The organism is Ruegeria sp. H3 (genome assembly GCF_056533095.1).
Map to the genome: position 1 here is coordinate 1 of NZ_JBQFOD010000001.1, position 24,375 is coordinate 24,375.

Below are 24,375 nucleotides of genomic sequence, written 5' to 3' on the forward strand. Positions count from 1 at the left end.
CTTGGATCGTTGGGGCGGCCGTTTAGCCGGTTGGGGGGCCTGCCCCCCGCCGCCCCTAACGGGGCGACTCCCCCGGGATACTTTGGGCCAGATGAAGTCTGGATCCCCTGTTCATCTGGCCAAAAATATCCCCGCCGGAGGCATCGCGCGGCACGCGCGATTCAGTATTGAACCATCAGTTTTTCCAAGCCGTGGAAATGGTAGCTGTTTGAAAATTGCGGAGGTTCGGTCAATTGCAAATCGGGGCATTTGTCGAACAAGATTGGCAAGGCGATGCGCATTTCAAGCCGGGCGAGCGGCGCGCCGACGCAGAAGTGAAGACCGCCCCCAAAGCTGGAATTGGTTTGGACGGGCCGAGTTGGATCGAAGAGGGTTGGATCAGGCCAAACCGCGGGGTCTCGATTGGCCGCCCCGAGCAGCAATGCCAGCTGATCGCCGCGTTTGAATGGGTGACCGAAGACCTCGATGTCTTCATAGGCGTAGCGTGTGAACATATGTAGGGGCGGGTCGTAGCGCAGGATTTCTTCGACCGTGGAGTCTATGGCATCAGATGCGAGCGCAGTCGGGGCGGTTTGAGTTTGTAGTAGAGTTTTTACCCCATTGCCGAGCGAATGCACCGTTGCCTCATGCCCGGCGTTCAAAAGCAGGATACAGGTCGAGACCAGTTCATCCGTCGAGAGTTTCTCTCCTTCCTCCTCAGCTGCAATCAGGCGGGTGATCAGATCTTCGCGCGGGTCCGAGCGTCGTTGATCGATGTAGCCCAGAAGGAAATTGGCAAACTCGCGCGAGGATTGCGCCGCCCGATGTTCTGTTTCGATCGTTCGGCTGGCCTGGTACATGGCGACCATGTCATGGGACCAGCGCAGAAGATCTGGGGCCATTGCCTCGGGTACACCGAGAAGGCGGCAGATTGTGATGACCGGAACTTGGGTGCAGTAAGCCTGCAGCAGGTCGAACGGCGTATCAGGAAAGTGATCGATCAGTTCATGGCAGAGCGTTTCGATGGAAGGCGCAAGGCTGGTAATAGCCCGAGAGGTAAAGGCGCGGGTAACCAAAGCGCGCAGGCGCGTGTGGCGGGGCGGTTCAGTTTCGAGCAGCGAATGCGCTTCGACCGCAAGCCACGGGGCCAGATGATCTGGCGCGGGTTGGGCGTGTTCGAGTGGAACTTCACGGCCAAATCGTCTGTCACGAAACAGCGCCTGCACAGCTTTGTGTGAGACTGTCGCGACCATCCGGTAGTCCTCCCAATAGAATAGATCGCCACAGGCGCGGGCCGTGTCGTAGAACGGGTACGGGTTTTGGACAAAAGTAGGGTCGGTCGGGGATTGTGACAGGGTCTTCATGTCGCGCAGACTTGCCATCGAGCGTGGTGAATGCAAGACCCTATGTCATGCAGAGGCTTTGGGTCATTGTCGGATTCCTGTTGGCGGTTGGTTTGCTATCGACGGCTGTCTGGTCTTATGGGTATCGGCAAGCCCTGTCGCAGCTGAGTCAAAAGGCTGAGGCCGATCTTGAATTGGCGGCTGACCGGTTGAGTACGCAGATGCAGGTCTATCAAGAGCTTGCTGTCCTGATGGCGAACCATCCGACGCTGCAAGAGCTCAGTACTCCTGAGCAAGAACTGGCGGCCCGTCTCATGCTGCTGGATGTGGCGGATAAGACGGCCGCGATCAACATGATTTATCTGGATCAGTCGGGCCGGGTTCTGGCATCCGCAAAGCCCGTGGGACCGCGTAATATGGCCGAGCATCCCGCATTCAGGCGTGCCCTGCAGGGGGCCATGGGCAGCGCGCATGGGGTTGAGCCGGAGAGCGGAAACAGGATCTATTCCTATGCTGCGCCCAGTTTTGGCCCCGCCGGGCAGGTTGTCGGCGCCTTGATGGTAGTCGCGGATGTGCAGGATGTGGAACAGACCTGGCGCGGCAGTACCGAGGCGGTATTTTTTGTGGACAATGACGGGGTTGTCTTTATCTCAAACCGGTCCGATCTTTTGTTCTGGTCACGTGTCGAGGGGCAACGGGGGCTCACACCGCCCGATGGGACCCCGATTGATTTTGCCACGTCTTGGGTGGATGGGCATGAGTTGTGGTCGTTGAACTGGGGTCGTTACCTGCCTCGGCGGGCTTTGCATCTGACACTTGATCTGCCCGTGATTGACATGACGGCTGAAGTGCTGGTGGACGTCGCCCCGGCGCGGCGGTTGGCGAGCCTGCAGGCGGCGGCGGTTGCGGCCATCTGTCTGGCCTTTGGAGCCTTGCTGTTTCTGGCAACCGAGCGACGGCGCACGCTGGCCGAGGCAAATACGGTGCTCGAAGGCCGCGTGGCGAAACGAACGCGTGATCTGACCACGGCCAATACGGCCCTTCGGCGCGAAGTGGCAGAGCGGCAGGAGGCTGAAGCGGCGCTGAAAAAGGCTCAGGCAGATTTGGTTCAGGCCGGCAAACTCAGCGCTTTGGGTCAGATGTCGGCAGGCATCAGTCATGAGTTGAACCAACCGTTGATGGCAATCCAGCAATTTGCGGACAATGGCGCGGCTTATATGGAGCGCGGGCAGGGCGAAAAAGCCGGGAAAAACCTCGGGCGTATCTCAGAAATGGCGGCACGCATGGCGCGGATCATCAAGAACCTCAGGGCTTTTGCTCGTAATGAGAGCGAGCCTATGGGGAAGGTCGATCTGGTGCAGGTCATCCAGTCGGCAATCGAACTGACCGAGCCTCGCCTGCGAGAGGAGCGGGTGACACTAAACTGGTCGCCTCCCTCGCATCCCGCGAACGCCTGGGGTGGAGAGGTCCGTCTGGCGCAGGTTTTTGTGAATCTGATCAACAACGCTATCGATGCCATGGACGGTCAGGTGGACAAACGGATCAGTATTCAGATCGATAACGGGGATCGTCTGGTTGTGTTCATCCGCGATACAGGCCCGGGGATCGAAGATCCGGACAAGCTGTTTGAACCCTTTTACACTACAAAATCTGTAGGCTCGTCCGAAGGTTTGGGGCTTGGGCTGTCGATCTCTTACGGATTGGTGCAAAGCTTTGGCGGCAATATCCGGGGTGCGAACGCGGAAGGTGGTGCTGTATTCAGCGTGGAACTGGAGCATTTTGCAGAGGGTAAGGTGGCATGACGCGCAAAGTGCTTTTGGTGGACGATGACGCGGCGGTGCGCGAGGCGTTGTCTCAGACGTTGGAGCTGGCGGAATGTGAGCCTCTGTCCGTGGGATCGTTTGTGGCAGCCAAGGATCATATACGCGCCGATTTTCCGGGTGTGATCCTGTCAGACATTAGAATGCCGGGGCGGGATGGGTTTCATCTGTTGGCCTATGCACATGAGATTGACCCGGACCTGCCGGTTGTCCTGCTGACAGGTGAAGGCGATATCCCGATGGCAGTAAAAGCCATGGGGCAGGGGGCTTTCGATTTTCTGGAGAAGCCCTGCGCCGCAGCTGATTTGCTGAACGTGCTTGAACGTGCTTTCTCGGCACGCTGTGAAGTTTTGCGTGAACGTGCACTAAAAACCGAGTTGGAGCGTGGCGACCCAGCCGCACGGTTGCTGTTTGGCTTGTCCGCGCAGGCAGCGGCTTTGCGAGACCGGGTCCGCAATGTTGCAATGACAGGCGCCGAGGTTTTGGTCACCGGTCCGCCGGGCAGCGGCATATCCAAGGTCGCGGAGGTTGTGCACCTGATGTCACCCGTTGCTCAGGGATCGTTTGTGAAACGCCCGTCCTCGGGGCTGAGCGCTGATGATCTGGTACAAAGTGCTGCTTCTGCTGTCGGCGGATCGTTGTTTCTAGACGAGATATCGGCGCTGCCAGTGGCAACCCAATACGCCGCGCTTGAGCTGATGGAACAGGGCACTGAGACGCGGATTATCGCGGGAACAACGGCTGATCTGTCAGCGCTTTCAGACCAGGGTCAGTTCAACGCCGATCTTTTCTATCGGTTGGATGTGATGCGTGTGCGTATTCCGTCACTGGCAGAACGGCCTGAAGATATTCCTGTCATCTTCCGCCACTATGTCGCGCAAGCGGCTGAACAGGCGGGCATTCCCGAGCCAGAGATCACCTCGGAACACCTTGCCTCGCTGATGGCGCGTGATTGGCCGGGCAATGCGCGGTCTCTGATGTCGGCAGCGATGCGGTTTGTTCTGGGGATGCCGGACGATGTGGCGCAAGCGGCTGAGCTTGGGCTTAGCGATCAGATGGCTCGGGTCGAACGATCGTTGCTGATCGCTGCGTTAGGGCGGCACAATGGCAAAGCCTCGGACGCGGCAAAGGCACTGAAGCTGCCACGCAAGACGTTTTATGACAAACTCGCGCGGTACCAGATCAAACCGGAAGACTACCGAAGATAAGCAGATACTCCCGCCAGCTTAACCCGCATGTCATGCGGGCAAGTTGTTGGGCCGGGCAGCCCGCTGGAGCGGGCTGCGGTCGGCGCGTTTGGGTATCAAATGCGATTCGTACCAATTGATTCGAAATCCGTGCGAAAATCCGCACATACAAGATTTCTGATGTGCGGATTTTCGCACAAGCGAGTTGTCTTATGTAAAGGGGTGGTTCGGGATGAAATATAAAATATTGTTATTAAATATAAAAATAGAGGAGTGACTAAAGTCGATCAAATCGTTGTGCCGTTAGAGTTGATTCGTTTGACTGCCCGGCATGCGGTGCCCGTGTGGCACCTATTGAACTGTTTTGAAGTCAGGGAGGAAGACAGATGAAACTTCTAGCAACCGCCGCAACGGCGATGGCGCTTACGGTAACCGCCACAGCAGGCATGGCGGCCTGTGATGACGGCGAGATTGTCGTCAAATTCGCGCATGTGACCAACACCGACAAACACCCCAAGGGCATCGCTGCCTCGCTGCTGGAGCAGCGCGTCAATGACGAGATGCAGGGCGTGATGTGCATGGAGGTCTATCCGAACTCCACCCTCTACAACGATGACAAAGTGCTTGAGGCGATGCTGCAGGGCGATGTGCAATTGGCCGCGCCATCGCTGTCGAAGTTCGAGAAATTCACTAAGCAGTTCCGCCTGTTTGACCTGCCGTTCATGTTCAAGAACATCGATGCTGTGGATGCGTTCCAGGCATCAGCAGATGGTCAGGCGATGAAAGACAGCATGCAGCGCCGTGGCCTGCAGGGGCTGGCCTTCTGGCACAATGGCATGAAGCAGATGTCGGCCAACAAGCCTTTGGTTGATCCGTCCGATGCAGATGGCCTGAAGTTCCGCGTACAATCTTCGGACGTTCTGGTTGCTCAGATGGAAGCCATTGGTGGCAGCCCACAGAAAATGGCCTTCTCGGAAGTCTATGGCGCGCTGCAGCAGGGCGTTGTGGACGGTCAGGAGAACACCTGGTCCAACATCTACGGCAAGAAGTTCTTTGAGGTGCAGGACGGCATCACCGAGACCAATCACGGCATCATCGACTATCTGGTCGTGACCTCGGTGGACTGGCTGGACAGCCTGGACCCGGAAGTGCGTGACCAATTCACGACCATTTTGGCCGAAGTGACCGAGCAGCGGAACAAAGAAGCCTTCGCAGTGAACGAAGAGGCTAAAGCGTCAATCACAAATGCAGGCGGTATCATCCGCGAGTTGAACCCCGAACAACGTCAGGCTTGGGTCGATGCGATGAAGCCCGTTTGGGATCAATTCGCCGGTGACGTAGGTCAGGACAAGATCGACGCCGCTCAGGCGATCAACGCCGGGTTCTGATCCGGATCGGGCCACGCGTCGGGGGACTGGGGAGTATTCGACGCGCAGGCCGGGCGGGCTGCGAAAGCCCGCCCGCTATCACTCTCATCACAAAAATTGCGGGGACAGAAAGATGTCTGGTGCGAAATCCGGCCCGACCGGGCTGGTCGATCATATCGAAGAAACCCTGATCGCATTGCTGCTGGGCCTGATGACGGCCGTAACCTTTGCCAATGTGATCGCCCGGTTCTTCTTTAATTCCAATATTCTATGGGCGCTGGAGCTGACAGTGTTCATGTTCGGCTGGCTGGTTCTGCTGGGCGCTTCTTATGCGGTAAAAAAGCACGCGCATCTGGGCGTTGATGCGATTCTGAATATGCTGGCCCCCGCGCCGCGGCGTATATTGGCGCTGATTGCCGTCGCCTGTTGTCTGGTCTTCTCGCTTTTGCTGCTCAAAGGGTCCTATGACTACTGGGCGGTGTTCGCGGATTTGCCGCCCACATCAGGCCGCTGGTTTCCCACGGGTCTGAATTTTGATGCGCGCAGTCAGAGCTTTTACGAAGTTGACGATATCCCGATGATCGCTCCGCTGCGGTTTCTGGAGGGCCTGATCAACTACGGCGAATACTACGAAAAACTACCCAAGGTCGTTCCTTACTTCATCCTACCCCTTTCGATGCTGCTGCTGGTGATCCGCTTTGCGCAAGTCGCCGTTCAGATCTGGCGTGGTGAGACCGACCGCCTGGTCGCCAGTCACGAGGTCGAGGACGAGATCGAAGAGGTCCGGGCTCAGCAAGGAGAGCACAACTAATGGACGTCGTACTTCTCTTTTCAATGGTCATTGGCCTCCTGCTGATCGGTGTTCCGATTGCCGTGGCTTTGGGCCTCAGCTCGACCCTGTTCCTGCTGATCTATTCCGACAGTTCATTGGCTTCGGTCGCAGGAACACTGTTTGAGGCGTTCGAGGGGCACTTTACCCTTCTTGCGATCCCCTTCTTCATTCTGGCCTCGTCCTTCATGACGACGGGTGGCGTGGCGCGGCGGATCATCCGGTTCTCGATTGCGTGCGTGGGGCATTTGCCGGGCGGTCTGGCAATCGCGGGTGTTTTCGCCTGTATGCTGTTTGCAGCACTGTCCGGGTCGTCCCCGGCGACCGTTGTGGCCATCGGCTCCATCGTGATCGCCGGGATGCGTCAGGTGGGTTATTCCAAGGAATTCGCCGCCGGTGTGATCTGTAACGCGGGCACTCTGGGCATTCTGATCCCGCCGTCGATTGTGATGGTGGTCTACGCCGCGGCCGTCGAGGTTTCGGTCGGGCGGATGTTCCTGGCGGGTGTTATTCCGGGCCTGATGGCCGGTCTGATGCTGATGATCACCATCTATGTCATGGCCAAGGTTAAGAACCTGCCGAAGGGCGATTGGAAGGGCTGGGGCGAAATCTTCGTCTCGGCGCGCGAGGCTGGTTGGGGCCTGTTCCTGATCGTAATCATCCTGGGCGGTATCTATGGTGGTATCTTCACACCAACCGAGGCCGCAGCCGTGGCCGCTGTCTACGCCTTCCTGATTGCCAGCTTTGTCTACAAGGATATGGGGCCGCTCAGCACGGAAGAAGGGACTGCGAATATCTCGCTGTTCAAGAAACCCCACGCGCTGATCACAGCGTTCTTCCATCCTGACACCAAGCACACGCTGTTCGAGGCTGGTAAGCTGACCGTCACGCTGCTGTTCGTCATCGCCAATGCGCTGATCCTGAAGCATGTTTTGACCGACGAACAGGTGCCACAGCACATTGCCGAGGCGATGTTGTCTGCTGGGCTGGGTCCTGTAACCTTCCTGATCGTCGTGAATGTGATCCTGTTGATCGGTGGTCAATTCATGGAGCCTTCGGGTCTGTTGGTGATCGTTGCACCTCTGGTGTTCCCGATTGCAATCGAACTGGGCATCGACCCGATCCATTTGGGCATCATCATGGTGGTGAACATGGAGATCGGGATGATCACACCGCCGGTTGGGCTGAACCTGTTCGTGACGTCCGGCGTTGCCGGCATGCCGATGATGGGTGTCGTGAAGGCTGCGCTGCCTTTCCTGGCGGTGCTGTTCGTCTTCCTGATCATGGTGACCTATATCCCGTGGATTTCGACCTTCCTGCCGAACTCGGTCATGGGGCCCGAAATCATAACGAACTAGCGCGTGGATGGCCGGGCAGCAGATGTTGCCCGGCCAGACTTGAACGTCGGGACAGGGATACCCATCTCTGGATCAGAGGACGACCTCCCCACCACGGGCAGATCATGCGGGACGACCCGCTTTGATATGGGGTCACCTCATGGCATGGATCATGCTTGTTTTTGCCGGAATACTAGAAATTGTTTGGGCGGGTGCGATGAAGCAATCCGCTGGATTTACACGGCTGTGGCCGACCGCGATCATGGGCGTTTCGATGATCGGGTCGTTTGGACTGCTGTCGCTGGCGATGCGAGACCTGCCGCTAGGCACCGCTTACACGATCTGGGTCGGTATTGGTGCGGTTGGCGCGTTTGTGGTTGGCGTCACCGTGTTGGGTGAAGCGCTGACTCCCATGCGCTTGTTGGCCGCGGCTCTCATCATTGCGGGGATCGTAACGATGAAGCTGGCGTGATGGCGGCGTTGACGCCTGCATCTGTATTCGTCACGCTGCTGACAAAACACCGATCCGAGGAGGTTTGCTCGACATGATGACAGACACCGACATGCGCCTACTGCGCATTGCCTATGATGAGGCGAAAGCGGGGTTTGACGAAGGTGGCTGCCCAATCGGGTCGGTGTTAGCCCGGGGTGGAGAGGTTGTGTCCAGAGGGCGCAACCAACGGGTGCAGCGTGGTGACCCGATCGCCCATGGCGAAATGGATGCCTTGCGCAAAGCGGGGCGACAGAAGACCTATCGCGATACGGTCCTCTATACCTCTTTGTCACCCTGCATGATGTGTGCGGGCACCATCGTGCAATTCGGAATCCCACGCGTAGTGATCGGGGACACTCAGAACTTTGGCGGTAATGAAGCGTTTCTGCGTGAACGCGGCGTTGAGGTTGTCTTAGCCGAAGACCCAGAATGTATCGCCTTGATGAAGCGGTTTATCGCAGAGAAGCCCGAGCTTTGGGCGGAAGATATCGCTGAGTAACATCCGTCTCACATCGCACGCAATGCGTCGACAATGCCCGAGAAATCATCTGCTTTCAGACTTGCGCCGCCCACCAGCGCGCCATCCACATTGGATACGCCAAAAATCTCCGCCGCGTTCGACGGCTTGACCGAGCCACCGTAAAGCACGCGCACCGAACGTCCAACACCCTCGCCAAATCGGCGTTCAAGACGGGCACGAATGAAATCGTGTACGGCCCCAATCTCGTCCAGCGTTGGGACTTTGCCGGTGCCAATGGCCCAGATCGGTTCATAGGCGACGATCAGGTTCGCGCCAGTGGATTGATCGGGGATCGAGCCTGACATCTGACCGCCGATGATGTCCAGCGTGTTGGCCGCTTCGCGCTGTTCCAAGCTTTCACCGACGCAGATGACGGCTTGCAGCCCTGCGTTCATGGCAGCACGGGCCTTTGCGCGGATATCCTCATTTTGTTCGCCATGGTCCACACGGCGTTCCGAATGGCCCAGGATCACCGCTGAGGCACCCGCATCCCGCAGCATCTCGGCGCTGATGTCGCCGGTATGTGCCCCCGCGCTTTCCGCGTGGCAATCCTGGCCACCAACGGCCACACCAGAGCTTTCGACGGTTGTCGCCGCACGCTCTAGCAACGTGGCTGGCGGGCAGATCAGGATATCGACCTCAGGCGTTGGATAGCGCGCTGCCAATGCTTCAAGCTCGGCAAGGGCCGCGCCGGTTCCGTTCATTTTCCAGTTTCCCGCCGCCAGCTTGCGCCGCATATCCGTTTCTCCTGCTAGATCCGCGATTTGCCTTTCGGATAGCACCGTTGATCGGAGCTTACAATTCAGGTTGCAGTTCCGGCTGCACCTCGGCACGGTCCGCCGTGATTCGGTGAGGGCGCCATGATTGATAATCTTGATCTCGAAAAACTGGATAGCCGCGATAAGGACGAACTTGCCCGGCTTCAGCAAGCCATCGGGCAGGTGGGTTTTTTAACCATCGGGAATACCGGGCTGAGCGCTGAACGGGTGCAGCAGGTGATTTCGACTTACTTCGACTTTTTCCGGCTGCCTGAGCAGGATAAGAAACTGGTCGATATGGCTGCGACCGGGTCAAACCGGGGGTGGGGCGCGCCGAAATCCGAACAGGTGGATCCGAACGCCAACCCGGATTTCAAAGAGGTCTTTGATTGCGGCTATGAACTGCCTGAACTGAGCCCGTATCGCGCGCGCAAACTAAGCGTCTATGCGCCGAACCAGTGGCCCGAGGCACCGGAAAGCTTCGAGCAGACCATCCGTGCCTACTATGCGGATGCGTGTGGTGTAGCAATGCGGGTACTACGCGCCATCGCCGTGGCCCTGGGTCGAGATGCTGACAGTTTCGACACGGCCTTTGACACACCAATGGCTCTGCTGCGCGGGAACTATTATCCGCAGCGGCCTATCTGGGCGGGCGAGAAGGATTTCGGTATCGGGGCCCATACCGATTATGGCTGCCTGACCCTGCTGGCGACCGACGGAACCGCAGGCCTGGAAGTTCGTATGCCCGACGGGACCTGGGAAAAGGTCGAGGCCGCGCCGGGTACGTTCATCATCAACTTTGGTGAAATGCTGGAGTTCTGGACCGCAGGTCGCGTCAAGGCGACCGAGCATCGGGTGGTTGGCGGGGCTCATGAACGGATTTCGGTCCCGTTGTTCTTTAACCCGTCCTACGACACCAATGTTGCGCCGCCTGAGTCAGATCAGGTGATTTCGGCAGGTGAGCACCTGACGAAACGCTTCAACGAAACCTACGTGCATTTAAAGTCGGCCTAAGCCTGCGAAGACAGGCTTTCGTCAAATTTGATTGACTCGCCGCATCCGCAGGCGTCGACCACGTTCGGGTTTCTGAACTTGAAACCGGATTCAAGCAGCGAGACCTCATAGTCAATCTCGGTGCCGAACAGGAACATCTGCGCCATCGGGGCGATCATCACGCGTGCGCCATCTTGCTCGACGACCTCATCATGGGGGTCGGCCTCATCCACATAGTCCATCGTGTATTCCATGCCAGCGCAGCCGCCCTTTTTAACGCCGATGCGCAAACCGGCATGCCCACCTGTTGTCATCAGGCGGGTGATCTGCTCTGCAGCCTTGGGCGTCATGGTCACGGCTTGTTTGCCGGGAATGCCGAACATCTGTGTCTCCGTCGTCGCGCGTTTGTTCTAATCTAGGCCCGACACGGGCCGGGCTCAAGAGAGCGCGCATTCAATTTCTGTTTCCGCTGCGGGTTGTCATCGGTGGCTGCGTCGCTTTAGCCTGCGAGCAGACTGTTTTGAAAGAGGTCAGACGCGATGACGGTGCAACACATAGTTAGAAAAAGCATCTTGATGGGTTTGCTCTGCTTCGCTGTTGCGCAACCGGCGATGGCTGCCGATGATACAAAGCGGCATCCAGTTAACTGCGCGACCGCACCCGGTGATTTACGCGCGATCGCGGCTGAGAAACGACATGCTGAAGATCAGCAGGTCGAAAGTGTTGTTTCGATTCTGCCTGCTGGCGCTCTGCTGGGTCTGGTGACGGGAACTGAGAACAAACATCTTAAGATGTTAGCAGGCGACTATATCAAACAGCTTGATGCACGCGCGGCCGAGATCAGATCGACTTGTGGCATACCATAAGTGTTAGTTAGACAATGAAAAAGACCGCTCTCGGGCAAGAGCGGTCCAAATTCGGGGCCGAGCGACGGGGGGCGGCGCATTGGTCACGGCCCAAGTGCATCACTGCGTTCAACCTGTGCGATTGTAGATGCGCCGTATATGTCCCTCACCAATGTGACAGCCGACACACAGCAAGGTAACGCAAAAGCTAATGTTTTGTGACAATCAGCCTTCAGCAGGCTGTTCAGGCTGAATTACATAAAGCCGAGTTCTAGCCGCGCTTCGTCGGACATCATGTCCATGCCCCAAGGGGGTTCCCATGTCAGTTCGACATCAACTTCTTTCACGCCAGCCACGGGTTCGATGGCTTCGACAATCCAGCCTGGCATTTCCCCGGCAACCGGGCATCCGGGTGCGGTCAGGGTCATGATGACTTTAACAGCGTTATCTTCCTTGATGTCGATTGTGTAGATCAGGCCCAGGTCATAGATATTGACTGGAATTTCAGGGTCATAAACCGTTCGGCACGCATCCACCACTTGATCGTATAGAGGATGTTCGATTGTCGAGGGCGCAATCAAGGGTGCACCTTCAAACTGTTCGCTGGGATGGGTCATCATTGCCTCGGGTCAGTTGCCTGACTTTTTATATAGGGAATGGCCTGCCCAGCGTCCAGTCATGCCGTCCGGGCAATGCCAGAATGGTGTCAGTCATTGATATCGTGTTGGAAGGTTTTCACTTGGCCGTGCGGCAGCGCGAACAGCTTACGCAGGATCAGCCAGGCAATCAGCGACAGAACCGCAAAAATCAGCAACAGGATGGGCAGCGACGGCGCGACTCCGGGGATGACCAGAATCAAACCTGTGATCGCGGCTCCGATGGCAAAGCCCAAAAAGATGAACCCGGGCAGAACCAGTTCCAGTATGCCGAGCGCCAGGGCGCCCGCCAACCAGATCCACCATGTCAGCCAAAAGGGATCAGCCATTACTTTGCTCCTTTCAGCATCTTAAACGCATCTCCAAATGCTTCCAAGGCGTTGGCCGGAACAACGATAGTCTGTTTGCCCGAACCATTGCCCAATGCGTTGAGCGATTCCACCTGTTTCAGGGCAACTTGGTACTGGGCGGCCTCAATCCCGTTGTCCTGAATGGCCTTGGCCACGACACCGGTAGCATAGGCTTCGGCATCGGCCTGAATGCGGCGCGCTTTGGCCGATTGCTCGGCGGCGTATAACTCAGCATCTGCCTGTAGCTCAACCGCGCGTTTCTGACCTTCCGCCTCGGTCACCTGCGCACGGCGCGCACGTTCGGCGTTTAACTGCTGCAACATCGCGTCCCGTGTTGCTTGGTCAAGGTTCACGTCCAGAATTTCTGCACGCGTCACCTCAATCCCCCAGTCATCCACGGCAGTTTCAACGCTTTCCTGAATCCGGTTTATCAGTTGGGCTCGGTTCGATTGAACCTCATCCAGATCCATTTTACCGATCTCGGCGCGAACGATACCGGCGACGGTGGTGGCAATCGCGCCGTCCACATCGCGGATACGGTAGACAGTCTTTTCAGGCTCCAGAATCCGGTAGAAAACCGAGGTGTCGATCTGCACCAACACGTTGTCCTTGGTAATCGCGTCCTGCGTTGCATTTGGCAGCTGACGTTCCAGGATCGAGATCTTGTGGCGTGCAACATCCAGAAATGGAACGATAAAATTGATTCCGGGCCCCAGCACCGAGTGCAAACGCCCGAACCGTTCAACTACGTATTTCTCAGATTGTGGCACGATTTTAATGCCCTTGAGAATAACGATGACGACCAGGACGGCGCCAAGCAGGTAGATAATGTTCGATGAAAGCAATCCGATAATCTGCTCTTCTGTCATATCTGTCCTCTTTTATTGTGTACTATAGTATACATTTGGGGATTGAGTCGCCCGTTTTCAACTCTGGTATGGCGCGAATGCAGTTGGATGCAAATAGTGTAGCGCCTGAGCGAAGACGACAGTGATCGCTTTGCATCTGCATTTGACTGCGGTATCGGGGCGGAATGAAACTGATAATTGATACAGACCCCGGCATCGATGACGCGATGGCCATCGCTTACGCTGCTGCGGCACCCGAGATTGACCTGATCGGTCTGACAACGGTTTTTGGCAATACACATGTCAACCAATCCAGCCGGAACGCTCGGTTTCTGGTCGACAAATTGGGTTTGGATATCCCTGTTGCCCAAGGCGCGAGTGCGGCTCATGGCAAAGACGATCACAGCCCGTCCGAGCATGTGCACGGGCCAGAAGGCTTTGGGGATCTGACCGATATCCCCGAGATCGGGCAGAACCATGACCTGACAGCGGCTGAGTTTCTGGTGGAAATGGCGCGTGAACATGCTGACGAACTGGTGATTTGTGCCATCGGTCCGCTCACCAATATCGCCGAAGCGATGGCGCTGGACCCGCAGTTTTCAAAGAACCTTGGACGCTTGGTGATCATGGGGGGTGCTGTCTATTGCCCCGGAAACATCACTCCACATGCCGAAGCCAATATCTATCACGATGCGCATGCCGCCGATACGGTTTTTGCCGCGCCGCCCGAAACGGTTCTGGTGGGTTTGGATGTGACGCTGAAAACGCTGTACCAAAACGCCGATTTTGAGGCGCTGGCGCAGAAATCATCCGATATGGGGGTGTTCCTGCGCGACATCTCCAAGTTCTATTTACAGTTCTACAAGGAGATTGGCGGCCTGGATGGCTGTGGCCTGCATGACTCGACCGCTGTGATCGCCTGTACCCATGACCATATGTTCGATTTGGTTCAAACAGGGTTGCAGGTGACTACCGAAGGAGATGCGTTGGGCGCGACAATGCCGCAGGATGACCGCCCGCCCGTGACCGTATGTCGAGATGTGGATGGGGCAGGGGTGGTTGACCTGTTCACGGCTCGGGTCGCCTCGCTGCCCTGACGGGTTGCAATGCATCAGCGGATCGGGCAAAGCCTGCCCGGTTCCGCGATCTGAGATGATGATATGACCCAGCCGTTTTCATTTGACCTCAAAGCCACCGATGGCAAGGCCCGCACAGGTGTTATCAACACGCCCCGTGGTGAGGTGCGCACGCCAGCGTTTATGCCGGTCGGAACGGCGGCGACGGTCAAGGCGATGATGCCGGAAAGCGTGCGCGCAACCGGGGCGGATATCCTGCTGGGAAACACCTATCACCTGATGCTGCGTCCCACAGCTGAGCGGATCGATAGGCTAGGTGGTCTGCACAAGTTCATGAACTGGGACCGGCCCATTCTGACGGATTCGGGCGGGTTTCAGGTTATGTCTCTGGCCGGGTTGCGCAAACTGACCGAGAAGGGCGTGACCTTCAAATCCCATGTGGATGGGTCGAAACACGAACTAACGCCGGAACGGTCGATGGAGATCCAACGCCTGCTGGGCTCGGATATTGTGATGTGTTTCGACGAATGCCCTTCGCTGCCCGCTGATCGGGATCGGATCGCCGAGTCGATGCGGCTGTCGATGCGGTGGGCCGAGCGGTCTCGGGAAGCGTTTGGCGACCGCCCGGGCCATGCGCTGTTCGGCATCATGCAGGGCGGGTTGGAACAAGACCTGCGCGAAGAAAGCGCCGAGGCGCTGAAGGCGATTGGTTTTGAAGGCTACGCCATTGGTGGTTTGGCTGTCGGTGAGGGGCAGGAAGCGATGTTCGACTGCCTCAACTACGCGCCCGACTTCCTGCCCACGGACAAGCCGCGCTATCTGATGGGCGTGGGCAAGCCCGACGATATCGTGGGTGCCGTTGCGCGCGGCGTCGACATGATGGATTGCGTATTGCCATCACGCTCAGGGCGCACAGGGCAGGCGTTTACGAGACGTGGTGTCGTCAACATCAAAAACGCCCGCCACGCTGATGATCCGCGCCCGCTGGACGAGGAATGCTCGTGCCCGGCCTGTTCGAACTATTCGCGCGCTTATTTGCATCATGTGTTCCGGTCGAATGAGATGATTTCGGGCATGCTGCTGACTTGGCACAATTTGCATTACTTCCAGGACATCATGCAGGGCATGCGGGATGCGATCGCTGCCGGAACTTTCGACGCGTGGCAGGCTGAGTTTCATGCTACGCGCGCGCAAGGTGATATCGAGCCGCTATAGCCGTCCCGTTCGGGTGACAATAGCGTGGTTTTCAGGTAGTCTAAGACCACTTCAAGCAACGCTATTTTTAGTTCGTGACCCGGAGAGTTTTTATGTTTCGCCTTTTTCTCGGTGCAGCCGTTTTCTGCGCGACACCTGCTATTTCAGATGTCTGGACCTTTGAAACCCCATCCGAAAATATTCAATGTTCGGTGGGCGAAGGCGCTGAGTCTTCTGATATCCAGTGCACGATAATCGAAAAGTCCGGCCAGCCCGCATTGCCGCGGCCTTCGGACTGCCAATCCGACTGGGGCCATGATTTCTTGATGTTCAATACCGGCCCTGTGGAAATGCTGTGCCAGCCGCTGAATCGAAACCGCGACGGGTTTGAACGTGCGGAATATGGGGTCACGGGCCAGTTTGGTGGATTTACCTGCAGTTCCTCTCGGAAAGGTCTGGAATGCCGCAATCAGGACGGCCACGGATTTTTCCTGTCCCGCGCCGTGCAGCGTGTGTTCTGAATTTTGGCTGCGTATTTTGCATGCGTAGGGCTCTAATTTCGGTGGATATCTCGGTCGGGCGCCTTGCAGTCCGGAAAGCCTCGGGTCATGCTGAGAACTGAGACATGATGGTGAGGTTGAAATAGGGCCCATACAGCCCCACCTTTAACCATCCAAGACAGGAGACGGCCAGCGGTTGCCTCAAGCAGGGACCAGAGCCGTCTTGCCAATGATAAGGATAGAGCATGCAAGAGCCTCTGAATTCCTCATACCCCGTCCTGCCGCTGCGCGATATTGTGGTGTTCCCGCATATGATCGTGCCGCTGTTCGTGGGCCGAGACAAATCGGTCCGCGCGCTGGAAGAGGTGATGCAGGATGATAAGCAAATTCTGTTGTCCAGCCAGATTGATCCAGGGGTCGATGACCCGGAAGTGGACGGCATCTATCAGGCCGGCGTTCTGGCCAATGTGCTGCAACTGTTGAAACTGCCCGATGGCACCGTGAAGGTGCTGGTCGAAGGGCAGGCGCGCGTGCAGATTACGGAATTCCTTGAAAACGATCAGTTTTTCGAGGCCCGTGCCGAGTATCTGACCGAAATTCCTGGCGATGTGACCACCACGCAGGCGCTGCTGCGCACTGTGGCGGATGAGTTCGAGCGCTATGCCAAAGTACGCAAGAACATCCCCGAAGAAGCGCTGACTGCCGTTGGTGAAACCACCGAGCCTGCCAAGCTGGCTGACCTTGTGTCCGGCCACCTGGGCATTGAGGTCGAGCAAAAGCAGGAACTGCTTGAGACACTCTCGGTCAGTGAGCGGCTTGAGAAGGTCTATGGCCTGATGCAGGGCGAAATGTCGGTCCTGCAGGTCGAGAAAAAGATCAAGACCCGCGTCAAATCCCAGATGGAGAAGACCCAGCGCGAGTATTATCTGAATGAGCAGATGAAGGCCATTCAGAAGGAACTTGGCGATGGTGAGGACGGCAGCAACGAAGTTGCTGAGCTGGAAGAGAAGATCGCCGAGACCAAACTGTCGAAAGAGGCACGCGAAAAGGCCGAGGGCGAGCTGAAAAAGCTGCGCAATATGAGCCCGATGTCGGCTGAGGCTACCGTTGTGCGCAACTATCTGGATTGGATCTTGTCGCTGCCGTGGGGAACTAAATCCCGCGTTAAAAAGGATCTGGGCCGCGCGCAGGACATTCTGGATGCCGATCACTATGGGCTTGAGAAGGTCAAGGAACGGATCGTCGAATATCTGGCGGTTCAGCAGCGCTCGAAGAAGCTGAAAGGCCCGATCCTGTGCCTTGTTGGCCCTCCGGGTGTGGGTAAAACCTCGCTGGGTAAGTCCGTTGCCAAAGCCACGGGGCGCGAGTTCATTCGCATCTCGCTAGGTGGTGTGCGCGACGAATCCGAGATTCGCGGCCACCGTCGGACTTACATTGGCTCGATGCCCGGCAAGATCATTCAGGCGCTGAAGAAAGCGAAAACCACGAACCCGCTGATCTTGCTCGATGAAATCGACAAGATGGGGCAGGACTTCCGAGGAGATCCGGCTTCGGCAATGCTGGAAGTGTTGGACCCGGAGCAGAACAACACGTTTATGGATCACTACCTCGAGGTGGAATATGACCTGTCCAACGTGATGTTCTTGACCACGTCGAACAGCTATAACATGCCTGGGCCTCTGCTGGACCGGATGGAGATCATTCCGCTTGCTGGTTACACCGAAGAGGAAAAATCCGAGATCGCCAAGCAGCACCTGATCAGCAAACAGGTCAAAAACCACGGTCTTAAGGCCAAGGAGTTTGATCTGACCGATGAGGCGTTGCAGTCGATCATCCGCACCTATACTCGCGAGGCGGGCGTGCGGAACCTTGAACGTGAGATCGCCAAAGTGGCGCGAAAGTCGCTGACCAAGATCATCAAGAAAGAGGCGGAAACCGTGACGGTGACGCCCGACAATTTGGATGATTTCCTCGGCGTGCCGAAGTTTCGCTATGGTCTGGCCGAACAGGACGATCAGATCGGTGTTGTGACCGGTCTAGCCTGGACGTCCGTTGGCGGTGATCTGCTGCATATCGAGGCGCTCAAGTTGCCCGGTAAGGGTCGGATGAAGACCACCGGTAAACTGGGCGATGTGATGAAGGAATCCATCGACGCGGCGTCGTCGTATGTGCGGTCGATCTCGCCGAAGATCGGAGTCAAGCCGCCGCAATTCGACAAGCTGGACATCCACGTCCACGTGCCGGATGGCGCAACGCCCAAGGATGGTCCGTCGGCTGGTCTGGCGATGGTCACGTCGATTGTGTCTGTGCTGACCGGTATTCCGGTGCGCAAAGACATCGCCATGACCGGCGAGGTATCCCTGCGCGGGAACGCTATGCCCATTGGTGGGTTGAAAGAAAAACTGCTGGCGGCGCTGCGTGGCGGCATTAAGACGGTTCTGATCCCGGAAGAAAACGAAAAGGATCTGGCCGAGATTCCGGAAAACGTGAAAGAAGGGCTGGAAATCATCCCTGTCAAACATGTCTCGGAGGTGTTGAAGCTGGCGCTTGTGCGTGATCCTGAGCCCATCGAATGGGATGAGGCCGCTGAGGAAGCAGCCGCCGCGGCAGCGAAAGCGGCCGAAAGTGCGGGGCCTGCAGCGACGGCGCACTGAGCTTTCAAGCAGAATCAAAGAGGCGGGCCAATAGGTCCGCCTTTTTCGTTTTTTGGAAGCGGTTTAGCGTGCAAACCCGCTGCGGGGTTTAAACAAATCTTCAAAGGTAAGATGGTGGGTGATAAGAGATTTGAACTCCTGACATCTTCGATGTGAACGAAGCGCTCTACCACTGAGCTAATCACCCATAGCGCGTGCTGTTATCGCGTCCCAAAAGGCTGCGCAAGCCCGAGCTGCTCGGAAAACGCTGTGTGAGACACGAAAATGGGGCCTTCGATTTGGGCCGCATGGAAAAATCAGGCTTCTGTCAAAAAACTTCAAAACGCCGCTTGACGATGTCGGGGCGGGGCCATAATACACCCCAACGTTCCATAGGGAACGGGCAGTGGGCGGTTGTAGCTCAGTTGGTTAGAGTACCGGCCTGTCACGCCGGGGGTCGCGGGTTCGAGCCCCGTCAACCGCGCCATCACTGTCAGCCTTTGATCCGGGCAAACGGATCGGACATAGACCCAAAATGCGCGGTTGTAGCTCAGTTGGTTAGAGTACCGGCCTGTCACGCCGGGGGTCGCGGGTTCGAGCCCCGTCAACCGCGCCATTTTCTTTCGTATACGCAGTGTCATCAAAGCGCAGGCCGCGCCCTGCGTGTTTGCCTTGCATCCTGTCAGGATGTGTCGGCAATAATCCAAAAGTTCCGCCTTTGTTCTAACTTTTCTGTTGGAGACTCAGCGCCACTCGCCTATTTCTGAGTGACGTGTTTGTTGGGGGCCAGAATGGCTGAGCTGAAAAATATCGAGGTGCGCGGCGCGCGCGAACATAACCTCAAAAGCATCGACGTGGATATCCCACGGGATCAGCTGGTGGTGATCACCGGTCTGTCCGGTTCGGGCAAGTCCTCACTGGCCTTTGACACGATCTATGCCGAGGGTCAGCGCCGCTATGTCGAAAGCCTGTCCGCCTATGCACGTCAATTCCTGGACATGATGGAAAAACCGGATGTGGACCACATCAGCGGCTTGAGCCCGGCGATTTCCATCGAGCAGAAAACCACGTCGAAAAACCCGCGCTCGACTGTGGGTACTGTGACCGAGATTTACGATTATCTGCGTTTGCTCTTCGCGCGGGCAGGGACGCCTTATAGCCCTGCAACAGGCCTGCCGATCGAGGCCCAGCAGGTGCAGGATATGGTCGATCGGATCATGACGATGGAGGAGGGGACGCGGGGCTACCTGCTAGCCCCCATCGTGCGGGACCGGAAGGGCGAATATAAGAAAGAGTTTCTGGAACTGCGCAAGCAGGGGTTCCAGCGTGTGAAAGTCGATGGCGACTTCTATGAGTTGGATGAACCACCCACATTGGACAAAAAATTCCGTCACGATATCGACGTGGTGGTTGACCGGCTGGTGGTCCGCGAGGGGATGGAGACCCGGCTGGCCGACAGTCTGCGCACCGCTTTGGACCTCGCGGATGGCATTGCCGTTCTGGAAACGGCTCCGCGTGAAGGTGACCCAGAGCGTATCACGTTTAGCGAAAATTTTGCCTGTCCGGTCAGTGGTTTCACCATTCCCGAGATCGAACCCCGGCTATTTTCCTTCAACGCCCCCTTCGGCGCGTGCCCGGATTGTGACGGCCTGGGGGTTGAGCTGTTCTTTGACGAACGACTGGTTGTGCCGGACCAGACATTGAAACTGTACGATGGGGCCTTGGCCCCATGGCGCAAAGGGAAGTCCCCGTATTTCCTGCAAACCATCGAGGCCATCGCGCGACATTACGAGTTCGACAAGAACACGCCGTGGAAGGACCTGCCCAAGAAGGTGCAGCAGGTGTTCCTGCGCGGTTCTGGTGATGAGGAGATCCAGTTCCGCTATGACGAAGGCGGTCGGGTCTATCAGGTCACGCGCAGTTTTGAGGGCGTCATCCCGAATATGGAACGCCGCTATCGCGAGACCGACAGCGCGTGGATCCGGGAAGAGTTCGAGCGGTATCAGAACAATCGCCCCTGTGGCACCTGTGAAGGCTATCGCCTGCGTCCCGAAGCGCTGGCAGTGAAGATCGCCGGTCTGCATGTGGGCCAAGTGGTTGAGATGTCGATCCGAGAGGCATTGGCCTGGGTCGAGGATGCGCCAAACCATCTTTCCGTACAAAAGAATGAGATTGCGCGGGCTATTCTGAAGGAAATCCGCGAGCGGCTCGGGTTCCTAAATAACGTTGGTTTGGAATATCTTACGCTGTCACGTTCAAGCGGAACTTTATCTGGTGGAGAAAGCCAGCGTATTCGGTTGGCCAGCCAGATTGGCTCGGGTCTGACCGGCGTTTTGTATGTGCTGGACGAACCCTCCATTGGACTGCACCAACGGGATAACGATCGGTTGCTGGGCACGCTCAAGAACCTGCGGGATCAGGGGAATACCGTGATCGTGGTCGAGCATGATGAAGAAGCCATCCGAGAGGCGGATTATGTGTTCGACATCGGCCCTGGCGCCGGTGTGCATGGTGGGCAGGTTGTCAGCAAAGGCACCCCAGGTGAGATTGCAGCCGATGCGGCCTCGGTCACCGGGCAGTATCTGGCCGGAACGCGCGAAATCGCAGTGCCTGCCGAACGCCGAAAGGGTAACGGGAAAAAGGTCTCGGTCGTCAGGGCGACGGGCAACAACCTCAAGAATGTGACCGCTGATTTTCCACTGGGGAAGTTTGTTTGTGTCACGGGCGTATCGGGTGGGGGCAAGTCCACACTGACCATTGAGACGCTGTTCAAAACCGCCTCGATGCGGTTGAACGGTGCGCGACAAACCCCGGCCCCCTGCGAGACGATCAAAGGGTTGGAGCATCTGGACAAGGTCATCGATATCGACCAGCGACCGATTGGGCGCACCCCACGGTCGAATCCAGCGACGTATACCGGGGCCTTCACTCCGATCCGCGACTGGTTCGCGGGATTGCCCGAGGCCAAAGCGCGCGGCTACAAGCCGGGACGGTTCAGCTTCAACGTCAAAGGGGGGCGGTGTGAGGCCTGCCAGGGCGACGGCGTTATCAAGATCGAGATGCATTTTTTGCCAGACGTCTATGTCACCTGCGAAACCTGCAAAGGTGCGCGGTACAATCGCGAGACACTGGAGATCAAATTCAAAGGCAAGTCCATTGCTGATGTGCTGGATATGACGGTCGAAGACGCGCAGGAGTTCTTCAAGGCCGTGCCCTCGATCCGCGACAAAATGGATGCTCTGGCGCGCGTTGGGTTAGGCTATATCAAAGTTGGTCAGCAGGCCACGACACTGTCCGGGGGCGAAGCGCAACGTGTCAAACTGTCGAAAGAGCTGTCGAAACGCTCAACTGGGCGGACGCTATATATTCTGGATGAACCGACGACAGGTCTGCATTTCGAAGATGTGCGTAAGCTTTTGGAAGTGCTGCATGAATTGGTCGATCAGGGAAACACCGTGGTTGTGATCGAACACAATCTGGACGTTGTGAAAACCGCAGACCACATCATTGATATCGGCCCGGAAGGAGGCGATGGAGGTGGTGAGATCGTGGCGACCGGAACACCGGAAGAGGTGGCTGAGGTCGAGCGCAGCCACACGGGGCGCTATCTCAAACCACTGCTTTCAGGCACACGTGTCGCGGCTGAATAGGCTGCGACACGGGGTTTTCCGGGGCTCCGCCTCCCGCTCCGGGGTATTTATAACCAGATGAATGAAGGATGCTTGCGCCTTATTCTCGACTACGTTTCTCAAATCTGGGCAGCATGGCCGAGAAATCCTGACCCAAGCCCCCTTCGGCTTCGACGAACTGCTGATAGAGCGCGGTTGCAGCTTGGCCCATAGGGGTGTCCGCATCGGCGCTTTCGGCGGCTTGTTGGCTGAGGCGCAGGTCTTTCAGCATCAACTCGGCGGCAAAGCCCGGTTGATAGTCATTGTCCGCCGGGCTGGTCGGGCCGACACCGGGGGCGGGGCAATAGGCGTTCATCGTCCAACTGTAGCCGGAGGAGGTGCTGACCACGTCGAACATCTTTTGGCGGTCGAGCCCCAGTTTGTCAGCCAAGGCAAAGGCTTCGCAAGTCGCGATCATGGTGACGCCGAGGATCATGTTGTTGCAGATCTTGGCCGCTTGTCCAGCTCCGGCCTCACCGCAATGCACAGCCTTTTGCCCCATAATGTCGAAGAGCGGCGCGGCCTTGGCAAAGGCGTCTTCAGACCCTCCGGCCATGAAGGTCAATGTGCCCGCAGAGGCGCCACCGATCCCGCCCGAAACGGGCGCGTCGACCGATAGCAAGCCAGCGGCATTGGCTTGATCAGCCACGGCGCGCGCGCTGTCGACATCGACAGTGGAGCAGTCAACCAGCGCTGCGCCAGATTGCATATGAGGGATGATCTGGTCTGCGACAACTCGGAGAATGGCGCCGTTGGGCAACATCGTTATGACAGCATCGGCTCCAGACACGGCTTCGGCGGCGCTTTCAACCTTTGCCACGCCATCCACACTGACCCCAGCGGTGTCGAACCCCCGCACCTGATGGCCTGCTTTGGCTAGATTGGCCGCCATGGGCGCGCCCATATTGCCCAGCCCGATGAACCCGATTTGCATGACTTATTCCTCCTCGAATGTCAGGGCGTCCTTGCCCAGGGGCTGCAACATTTTTGAAACCGCGACCGCAGGCACGATCATATCGGCGTATTGCCAGCGCGGACTACGGTCCTTGTCGATGATCTGCGCCCGGATGCCTTCCAGAAAATCACCATGCTGCATGGCGCGGAAGGTGAAACGGTATTCCATCTCCAGCGCGCGGCGCATTGTCAAAGAACTCCCGCGCAGGCGGTGTAGAATCTCAACTGTGCAAGCCGTTGAAAGCGGCGCGTTGCGTTCCAGTTTGGCCAGTGTCTTTGCCGCGAACTCTGATCCGTTTCCGCGCAGATTGGTGAGGATATCGCCAAGTGTTTCACCGCCGAAACTATCATCGATTTCGGATTGCAGATTGACAAGGTCACCCGTGGGCGGAGCCACAGCGTGCTCGGCGATCAATTCGGTATTGCCAGACGCCTCAAGCATTTCGATCAGATCGGGCCACTGATCCTGTGGGATGAAGTGATCGGCAAACCCAGCAAGGATCGCATCGGCCGCGCTCATGCGGTGGCCTGTGGTGCCCAGGAATTCTCCCAACCGGCCGGGAGCGAGGGCTAGCATGAGGGTTCCGCCAACGTCCGGAACCAACCCGATGGAACATTCTGGCATCGCAATCTGCGAGCTTTCGCCAACAATCCGGTGGCTGCCATGGCAGCCAATGCCAACGCCGCCGCCCATGGTGAACCCTTGCAGGAAGCTGACGACCGGCTTGGGATATTCAAAGATCAGTGCGTTCAGCCGGTATTCATCACGCCAAAACGTCTGGCCATAGGTGAAATCGCCCTGCGTGCCAGTCTCGTATAATTCGGCAATGTCCCCCCCGGAGCAAAAGGCTTTGTCGCCCTCGGCATCGAAAATGATCAGATCAACCCCATCATCCTCACGCCAGTTGCGCAGGGCAGTATCAATGGCCATGCACATTTCATAGGTCATGGCGTTCAGCGCTTTGGGGCGGGTCAGGGTGACACGCCCGGCGCGCCCGGTTGTGCGGATGTCGATATCGGACATG

The 24,375-nt window shown here is 57.3% G+C and carries 22 protein-coding genes and 3 tRNA genes; 16 read left to right on the forward strand and 9 right to left on the reverse strand.

The annotated features are described in order from the left end of the window. Positions 1 to 161: 161 nt before the first annotated feature. Positions 162 to 1,343 (reverse strand): cytochrome P450, encoded by a 1,182-nt coding sequence (locus ACR0JE_RS00005; RefSeq protein WP_480862159.1) that lies wholly within the window; start codon positions 1,341 to 1,343, stop codon positions 162 to 164. A gap of 47 nt (positions 1,344 to 1,390) precedes the next feature. On the opposite strand from ACR0JE_RS00005, the gene ACR0JE_RS00010 reads away from it, so the two are divergent. The 7 genes from ACR0JE_RS00010 (at position 1,391) to ACR0JE_RS00040 (ending at position 8,854) form a co-directional block, all read left to right on the forward strand. After that, positions 1,391 to 3,124, forward strand: a complete 1,734-nt coding sequence (locus ACR0JE_RS00010; protein WP_480862161.1) for a sensor histidine kinase — start codon at positions 1,391 to 1,393, stop codon at positions 3,122 to 3,124. Then, positions 3,121 to 4,350, forward strand: a complete 1,230-nt coding sequence (locus ACR0JE_RS00015) for a sigma-54-dependent transcriptional regulator (protein ID WP_480862163.1) — start codon at positions 3,121 to 3,123, stop codon at positions 4,348 to 4,350. Before ACR0JE_RS00010 ends, ACR0JE_RS00015 begins: the two co-directional genes overlap by 4 nt. A 365-nt stretch (positions 4,351 to 4,715) precedes the next feature. Continuing rightward, a complete protein-coding gene (locus ACR0JE_RS00020; RefSeq protein ID WP_480862165.1) occupies positions 4,716 to 5,717 on the forward strand; it encodes a DctP family TRAP transporter solute-binding subunit in 1,002 nt (333 codons plus the stop codon). Between the two features lie 112 nt (positions 5,718 to 5,829). Beyond that, positions 5,830 to 6,507, forward strand: coding sequence for a TRAP transporter small permease (locus ACR0JE_RS00025; RefSeq protein ID WP_480862167.1), 678 nt, complete (start codon positions 5,830 to 5,832; stop codon positions 6,505 to 6,507). Next, positions 6,507 to 7,883, forward strand: a complete 1,377-nt coding sequence (locus ACR0JE_RS00030) for a TRAP transporter large permease (RefSeq protein WP_170537003.1) — start codon at positions 6,507 to 6,509, stop codon at positions 7,881 to 7,883. The genes ACR0JE_RS00025 and ACR0JE_RS00030 overlap by 1 nt, the downstream gene beginning before the upstream one ends. Before the next feature lie 139 nt (positions 7,884 to 8,022). Then, positions 8,023 to 8,334, forward strand: coding sequence for a DMT family transporter (locus tag ACR0JE_RS00035; RefSeq protein ID WP_170537001.1), 312 nt, complete (start codon positions 8,023 to 8,025; stop codon positions 8,332 to 8,334). A gap of 73 nt (positions 8,335 to 8,407) precedes the next feature. After that, positions 8,408 to 8,854, forward strand: a complete 447-nt coding sequence (locus ACR0JE_RS00040) for a nucleoside deaminase (protein ID WP_480549420.1) — start codon at positions 8,408 to 8,410, stop codon at positions 8,852 to 8,854. Positions 8,855 to 8,862: 8 nt separating this feature from the next. On the opposite strand, the gene tpiA is transcribed toward ACR0JE_RS00040, so the two are convergent. Beyond that, positions 8,863 to 9,612: a triose-phosphate isomerase gene (gene tpiA, locus ACR0JE_RS00045; RefSeq protein ID WP_480862168.1), complete on the reverse strand. Its 750-nt coding sequence runs from the start codon at positions 9,610 to 9,612 to the stop codon at positions 8,863 to 8,865. A gap of 123 nt (positions 9,613 to 9,735) precedes the next feature. Between tpiA and ACR0JE_RS00050 the strand changes: the two genes are divergently transcribed. Further along, entirely contained in the window at positions 9,736 to 10,647 is a 912-nt protein-coding gene (locus ACR0JE_RS00050; protein WP_480541689.1) for an isopenicillin N synthase family dioxygenase, read from the forward strand. On the opposite strand, the gene ACR0JE_RS00055 is transcribed toward ACR0JE_RS00050, so the two are convergent. Then, positions 10,644 to 11,009 (reverse strand): HesB/IscA family protein, encoded by a 366-nt coding sequence (locus tag ACR0JE_RS00055; RefSeq protein WP_170536994.1) that lies wholly within the window; start codon positions 11,007 to 11,009, stop codon positions 10,644 to 10,646. The two genes, ACR0JE_RS00050 and ACR0JE_RS00055, sit on opposite strands and share 4 nt — an antisense overlap. A 192-nt stretch (positions 11,010 to 11,201) precedes the next feature. Here ACR0JE_RS00055 and ACR0JE_RS00060 point away from each other — a divergent pair, with 192 nt between their 5' ends. Next, entirely contained in the window at positions 11,202 to 11,492 is a 291-nt protein-coding gene (locus ACR0JE_RS00060) for a hypothetical protein (RefSeq protein WP_480498104.1), read from the forward strand. 233 nt (positions 11,493 to 11,725) lie between these two features. On the opposite strand, the gene ACR0JE_RS00065 is transcribed toward ACR0JE_RS00060, so the two are convergent. From ACR0JE_RS00065 to ACR0JE_RS00075, 3 genes are all read right to left on the reverse strand, one after another. Further along, positions 11,726 to 12,088, reverse strand: a complete 363-nt coding sequence (locus ACR0JE_RS00065; RefSeq protein ID WP_170536990.1) for an SUF system Fe-S cluster assembly protein — start codon at positions 12,086 to 12,088, stop codon at positions 11,726 to 11,728. Positions 12,089 to 12,177: 89 nt separating this feature from the next. Next, positions 12,178 to 12,456, reverse strand: a complete 279-nt coding sequence (locus ACR0JE_RS00070) for an NfeD family protein (protein WP_480541684.1) — start codon at positions 12,454 to 12,456, stop codon at positions 12,178 to 12,180. Then, positions 12,456 to 13,346, reverse strand: coding sequence for an SPFH domain-containing protein (locus ACR0JE_RS00075; RefSeq protein ID WP_480541682.1), 891 nt, complete (start codon positions 13,344 to 13,346; stop codon positions 12,456 to 12,458). The genes ACR0JE_RS00070 and ACR0JE_RS00075 overlap by 1 nt, the downstream gene beginning before the upstream one ends. Before the next feature lie 164 nt (positions 13,347 to 13,510). On the opposite strand from ACR0JE_RS00075, the gene ACR0JE_RS00080 reads away from it, so the two are divergent. The 4 genes from ACR0JE_RS00080 (at position 13,511) to lon (ending at position 18,749) form a co-directional block, all read left to right on the forward strand. Beyond that, the gene (locus ACR0JE_RS00080; protein WP_480862171.1) at positions 13,511 to 14,422 is read left to right on the forward strand and encodes a nucleoside hydrolase; all 912 of its coding nucleotides are present in this window, start codon (positions 13,511 to 13,513) and stop codon (positions 14,420 to 14,422) included. 63 nt (positions 14,423 to 14,485) lie between these two features. Next, positions 14,486 to 15,616: a tRNA guanosine(34) transglycosylase Tgt gene (tgt, locus tag ACR0JE_RS00085; RefSeq protein ID WP_480549410.1), complete on the forward strand. Its 1,131-nt coding sequence runs from the start codon at positions 14,486 to 14,488 to the stop codon at positions 15,614 to 15,616. A gap of 92 nt (positions 15,617 to 15,708) precedes the next feature. Further along, positions 15,709 to 16,116 carry a DUF6636 domain-containing protein gene (locus ACR0JE_RS00090; RefSeq protein ID WP_480541675.1) on the forward strand — a complete coding sequence of 136 codons (408 nt, stop codon included), beginning with the start codon at positions 15,709 to 15,711 and terminating at the stop codon, positions 16,114 to 16,116. Between the two features lie 224 nt (positions 16,117 to 16,340). Next, positions 16,341 to 18,749 carry an endopeptidase La gene (gene lon / locus ACR0JE_RS00095; protein WP_480862173.1) on the forward strand — a complete coding sequence of 803 codons (2,409 nt, stop codon included), beginning with the start codon at positions 16,341 to 16,343 and terminating at the stop codon, positions 18,747 to 18,749. Between the two features lie 112 nt (positions 18,750 to 18,861). Here lon and ACR0JE_RS00100 read toward each other — a convergent pair. Then, a tRNA-Val gene (locus ACR0JE_RS00100) sits at positions 18,862 to 18,936 on the reverse strand. A gap of 202 nt (positions 18,937 to 19,138) precedes the next feature. Here ACR0JE_RS00100 and ACR0JE_RS00105 point away from each other — a divergent pair. The 3 genes from ACR0JE_RS00105 to uvrA all read left to right on the forward strand — a co-directional run bounded on the left by ACR0JE_RS00105 (position 19,139) and on the right by uvrA (position 22,378). Then, positions 19,139 to 19,215, forward strand: a tRNA-Asp gene (locus tag ACR0JE_RS00105). Positions 19,216 to 19,267: 52 nt separating this feature from the next. Further along, positions 19,268 to 19,344 (forward strand) — tRNA-Asp (locus tag ACR0JE_RS00110). Positions 19,345 to 19,519: 175 nt separating this feature from the next. Beyond that, on the forward strand, positions 19,520 to 22,378 hold the full coding sequence (gene uvrA, locus ACR0JE_RS00115) for an excinuclease ABC subunit UvrA (protein ID WP_480862175.1): 2,859 nt from the start codon (positions 19,520 to 19,522) through the stop codon (positions 22,376 to 22,378). 79 nt (positions 22,379 to 22,457) lie between these two features. Here the strand turns inward: uvrA and mmsB are convergent, their stop codons facing one another. After that, positions 22,458 to 23,330: a 3-hydroxyisobutyrate dehydrogenase gene (gene mmsB / locus ACR0JE_RS00120; RefSeq protein ID WP_480541669.1), complete on the reverse strand. Its 873-nt coding sequence runs from the start codon at positions 23,328 to 23,330 to the stop codon at positions 22,458 to 22,460. A gap of 3 nt (positions 23,331 to 23,333) precedes the next feature. Continuing rightward, a complete protein-coding gene (locus tag ACR0JE_RS00125; protein WP_480862177.1) occupies positions 23,334 to 24,374 on the reverse strand; it encodes an enoyl-CoA hydratase/isomerase family protein in 1,041 nt (346 codons plus the stop codon). Position 24,375: the final 1 nt, after the last annotated feature.

What these genes read in the sequence shown, in the direction of transcription:
- ACR0JE_RS00005 (WP_480862159.1), bottom strand. Translation starts at nt 1,343, where the DNA reads ATGAAGACCCTGTCACAATCCCCGACCGACCCTACTTTTGTCCAAAAC.
- ACR0JE_RS00010 (WP_480862161.1), top strand. Translation starts at nt 1,391, where the DNA reads ATGCAGAGGCTTTGGGTCATTGTCGGATTCCTGTTGGCGGTTGGTTTG.
- ACR0JE_RS00015 (WP_480862163.1), top strand. Translation starts at nt 3,121, where the DNA reads ATGACGCGCAAAGTGCTTTTGGTGGACGATGACGCGGCGGTGCGCGAG.
- ACR0JE_RS00020 (WP_480862165.1), top strand. Translation starts at nt 4,716, where the DNA reads ATGAAACTTCTAGCAACCGCCGCAACGGCGATGGCGCTTACGGTAACC.
- ACR0JE_RS00025 (WP_480862167.1), top strand. Translation starts at nt 5,830, where the DNA reads ATGTCTGGTGCGAAATCCGGCCCGACCGGGCTGGTCGATCATATCGAA.
- ACR0JE_RS00030 (WP_170537003.1), top strand. Translation starts at nt 6,507, where the DNA reads ATGGACGTCGTACTTCTCTTTTCAATGGTCATTGGCCTCCTGCTGATC.
- ACR0JE_RS00035 (WP_170537001.1), top strand. Translation starts at nt 8,023, where the DNA reads ATGGCATGGATCATGCTTGTTTTTGCCGGAATACTAGAAATTGTTTGG.
- ACR0JE_RS00040 (WP_480549420.1), top strand. Translation starts at nt 8,408, where the DNA reads ATGATGACAGACACCGACATGCGCCTACTGCGCATTGCCTATGATGAG.
- tpiA (WP_480862168.1), bottom strand. Translation starts at nt 9,612, where the DNA reads ATGCGGCGCAAGCTGGCGGCGGGAAACTGGAAAATGAACGGAACCGGC.
- ACR0JE_RS00050 (WP_480541689.1), top strand. Translation starts at nt 9,736, where the DNA reads ATGATTGATAATCTTGATCTCGAAAAACTGGATAGCCGCGATAAGGAC.
- ACR0JE_RS00055 (WP_170536994.1), bottom strand. Translation starts at nt 11,009, where the DNA reads ATGTTCGGCATTCCCGGCAAACAAGCCGTGACCATGACGCCCAAGGCT.
- ACR0JE_RS00060 (WP_480498104.1), top strand. Translation starts at nt 11,202, where the DNA reads ATGGGTTTGCTCTGCTTCGCTGTTGCGCAACCGGCGATGGCTGCCGAT.
- ACR0JE_RS00065 (WP_170536990.1), bottom strand. Translation starts at nt 12,088, where the DNA reads ATGACCCATCCCAGCGAACAGTTTGAAGGTGCACCCTTGATTGCGCCC.
- ACR0JE_RS00070 (WP_480541684.1), bottom strand. Translation starts at nt 12,456, where the DNA reads ATGGCTGATCCCTTTTGGCTGACATGGTGGATCTGGTTGGCGGGCGCC.
- ACR0JE_RS00075 (WP_480541682.1), bottom strand. Translation starts at nt 13,346, where the DNA reads ATGACAGAAGAGCAGATTATCGGATTGCTTTCATCGAACATTATCTAC.
- ACR0JE_RS00080 (WP_480862171.1), top strand. Translation starts at nt 13,511, where the DNA reads ATGAAACTGATAATTGATACAGACCCCGGCATCGATGACGCGATGGCC.
- tgt (WP_480549410.1), top strand. Translation starts at nt 14,486, where the DNA reads ATGACCCAGCCGTTTTCATTTGACCTCAAAGCCACCGATGGCAAGGCC.
- ACR0JE_RS00090 (WP_480541675.1), top strand. Translation starts at nt 15,709, where the DNA reads ATGTTTCGCCTTTTTCTCGGTGCAGCCGTTTTCTGCGCGACACCTGCT.
- lon (WP_480862173.1), top strand. Translation starts at nt 16,341, where the DNA reads ATGCAAGAGCCTCTGAATTCCTCATACCCCGTCCTGCCGCTGCGCGAT.
- uvrA (WP_480862175.1), top strand. Translation starts at nt 19,520, where the DNA reads ATGGCTGAGCTGAAAAATATCGAGGTGCGCGGCGCGCGCGAACATAAC.
- mmsB (WP_480541669.1), bottom strand. Translation starts at nt 23,330, where the DNA reads ATGCAAATCGGGTTCATCGGGCTGGGCAATATGGGCGCGCCCATGGCG.
- ACR0JE_RS00125 (WP_480862177.1), bottom strand. Translation starts at nt 24,374, where the DNA reads ATGTCCGATATCGACATCCGCACAACCGGGCGCGCCGGGCGTGTCACC.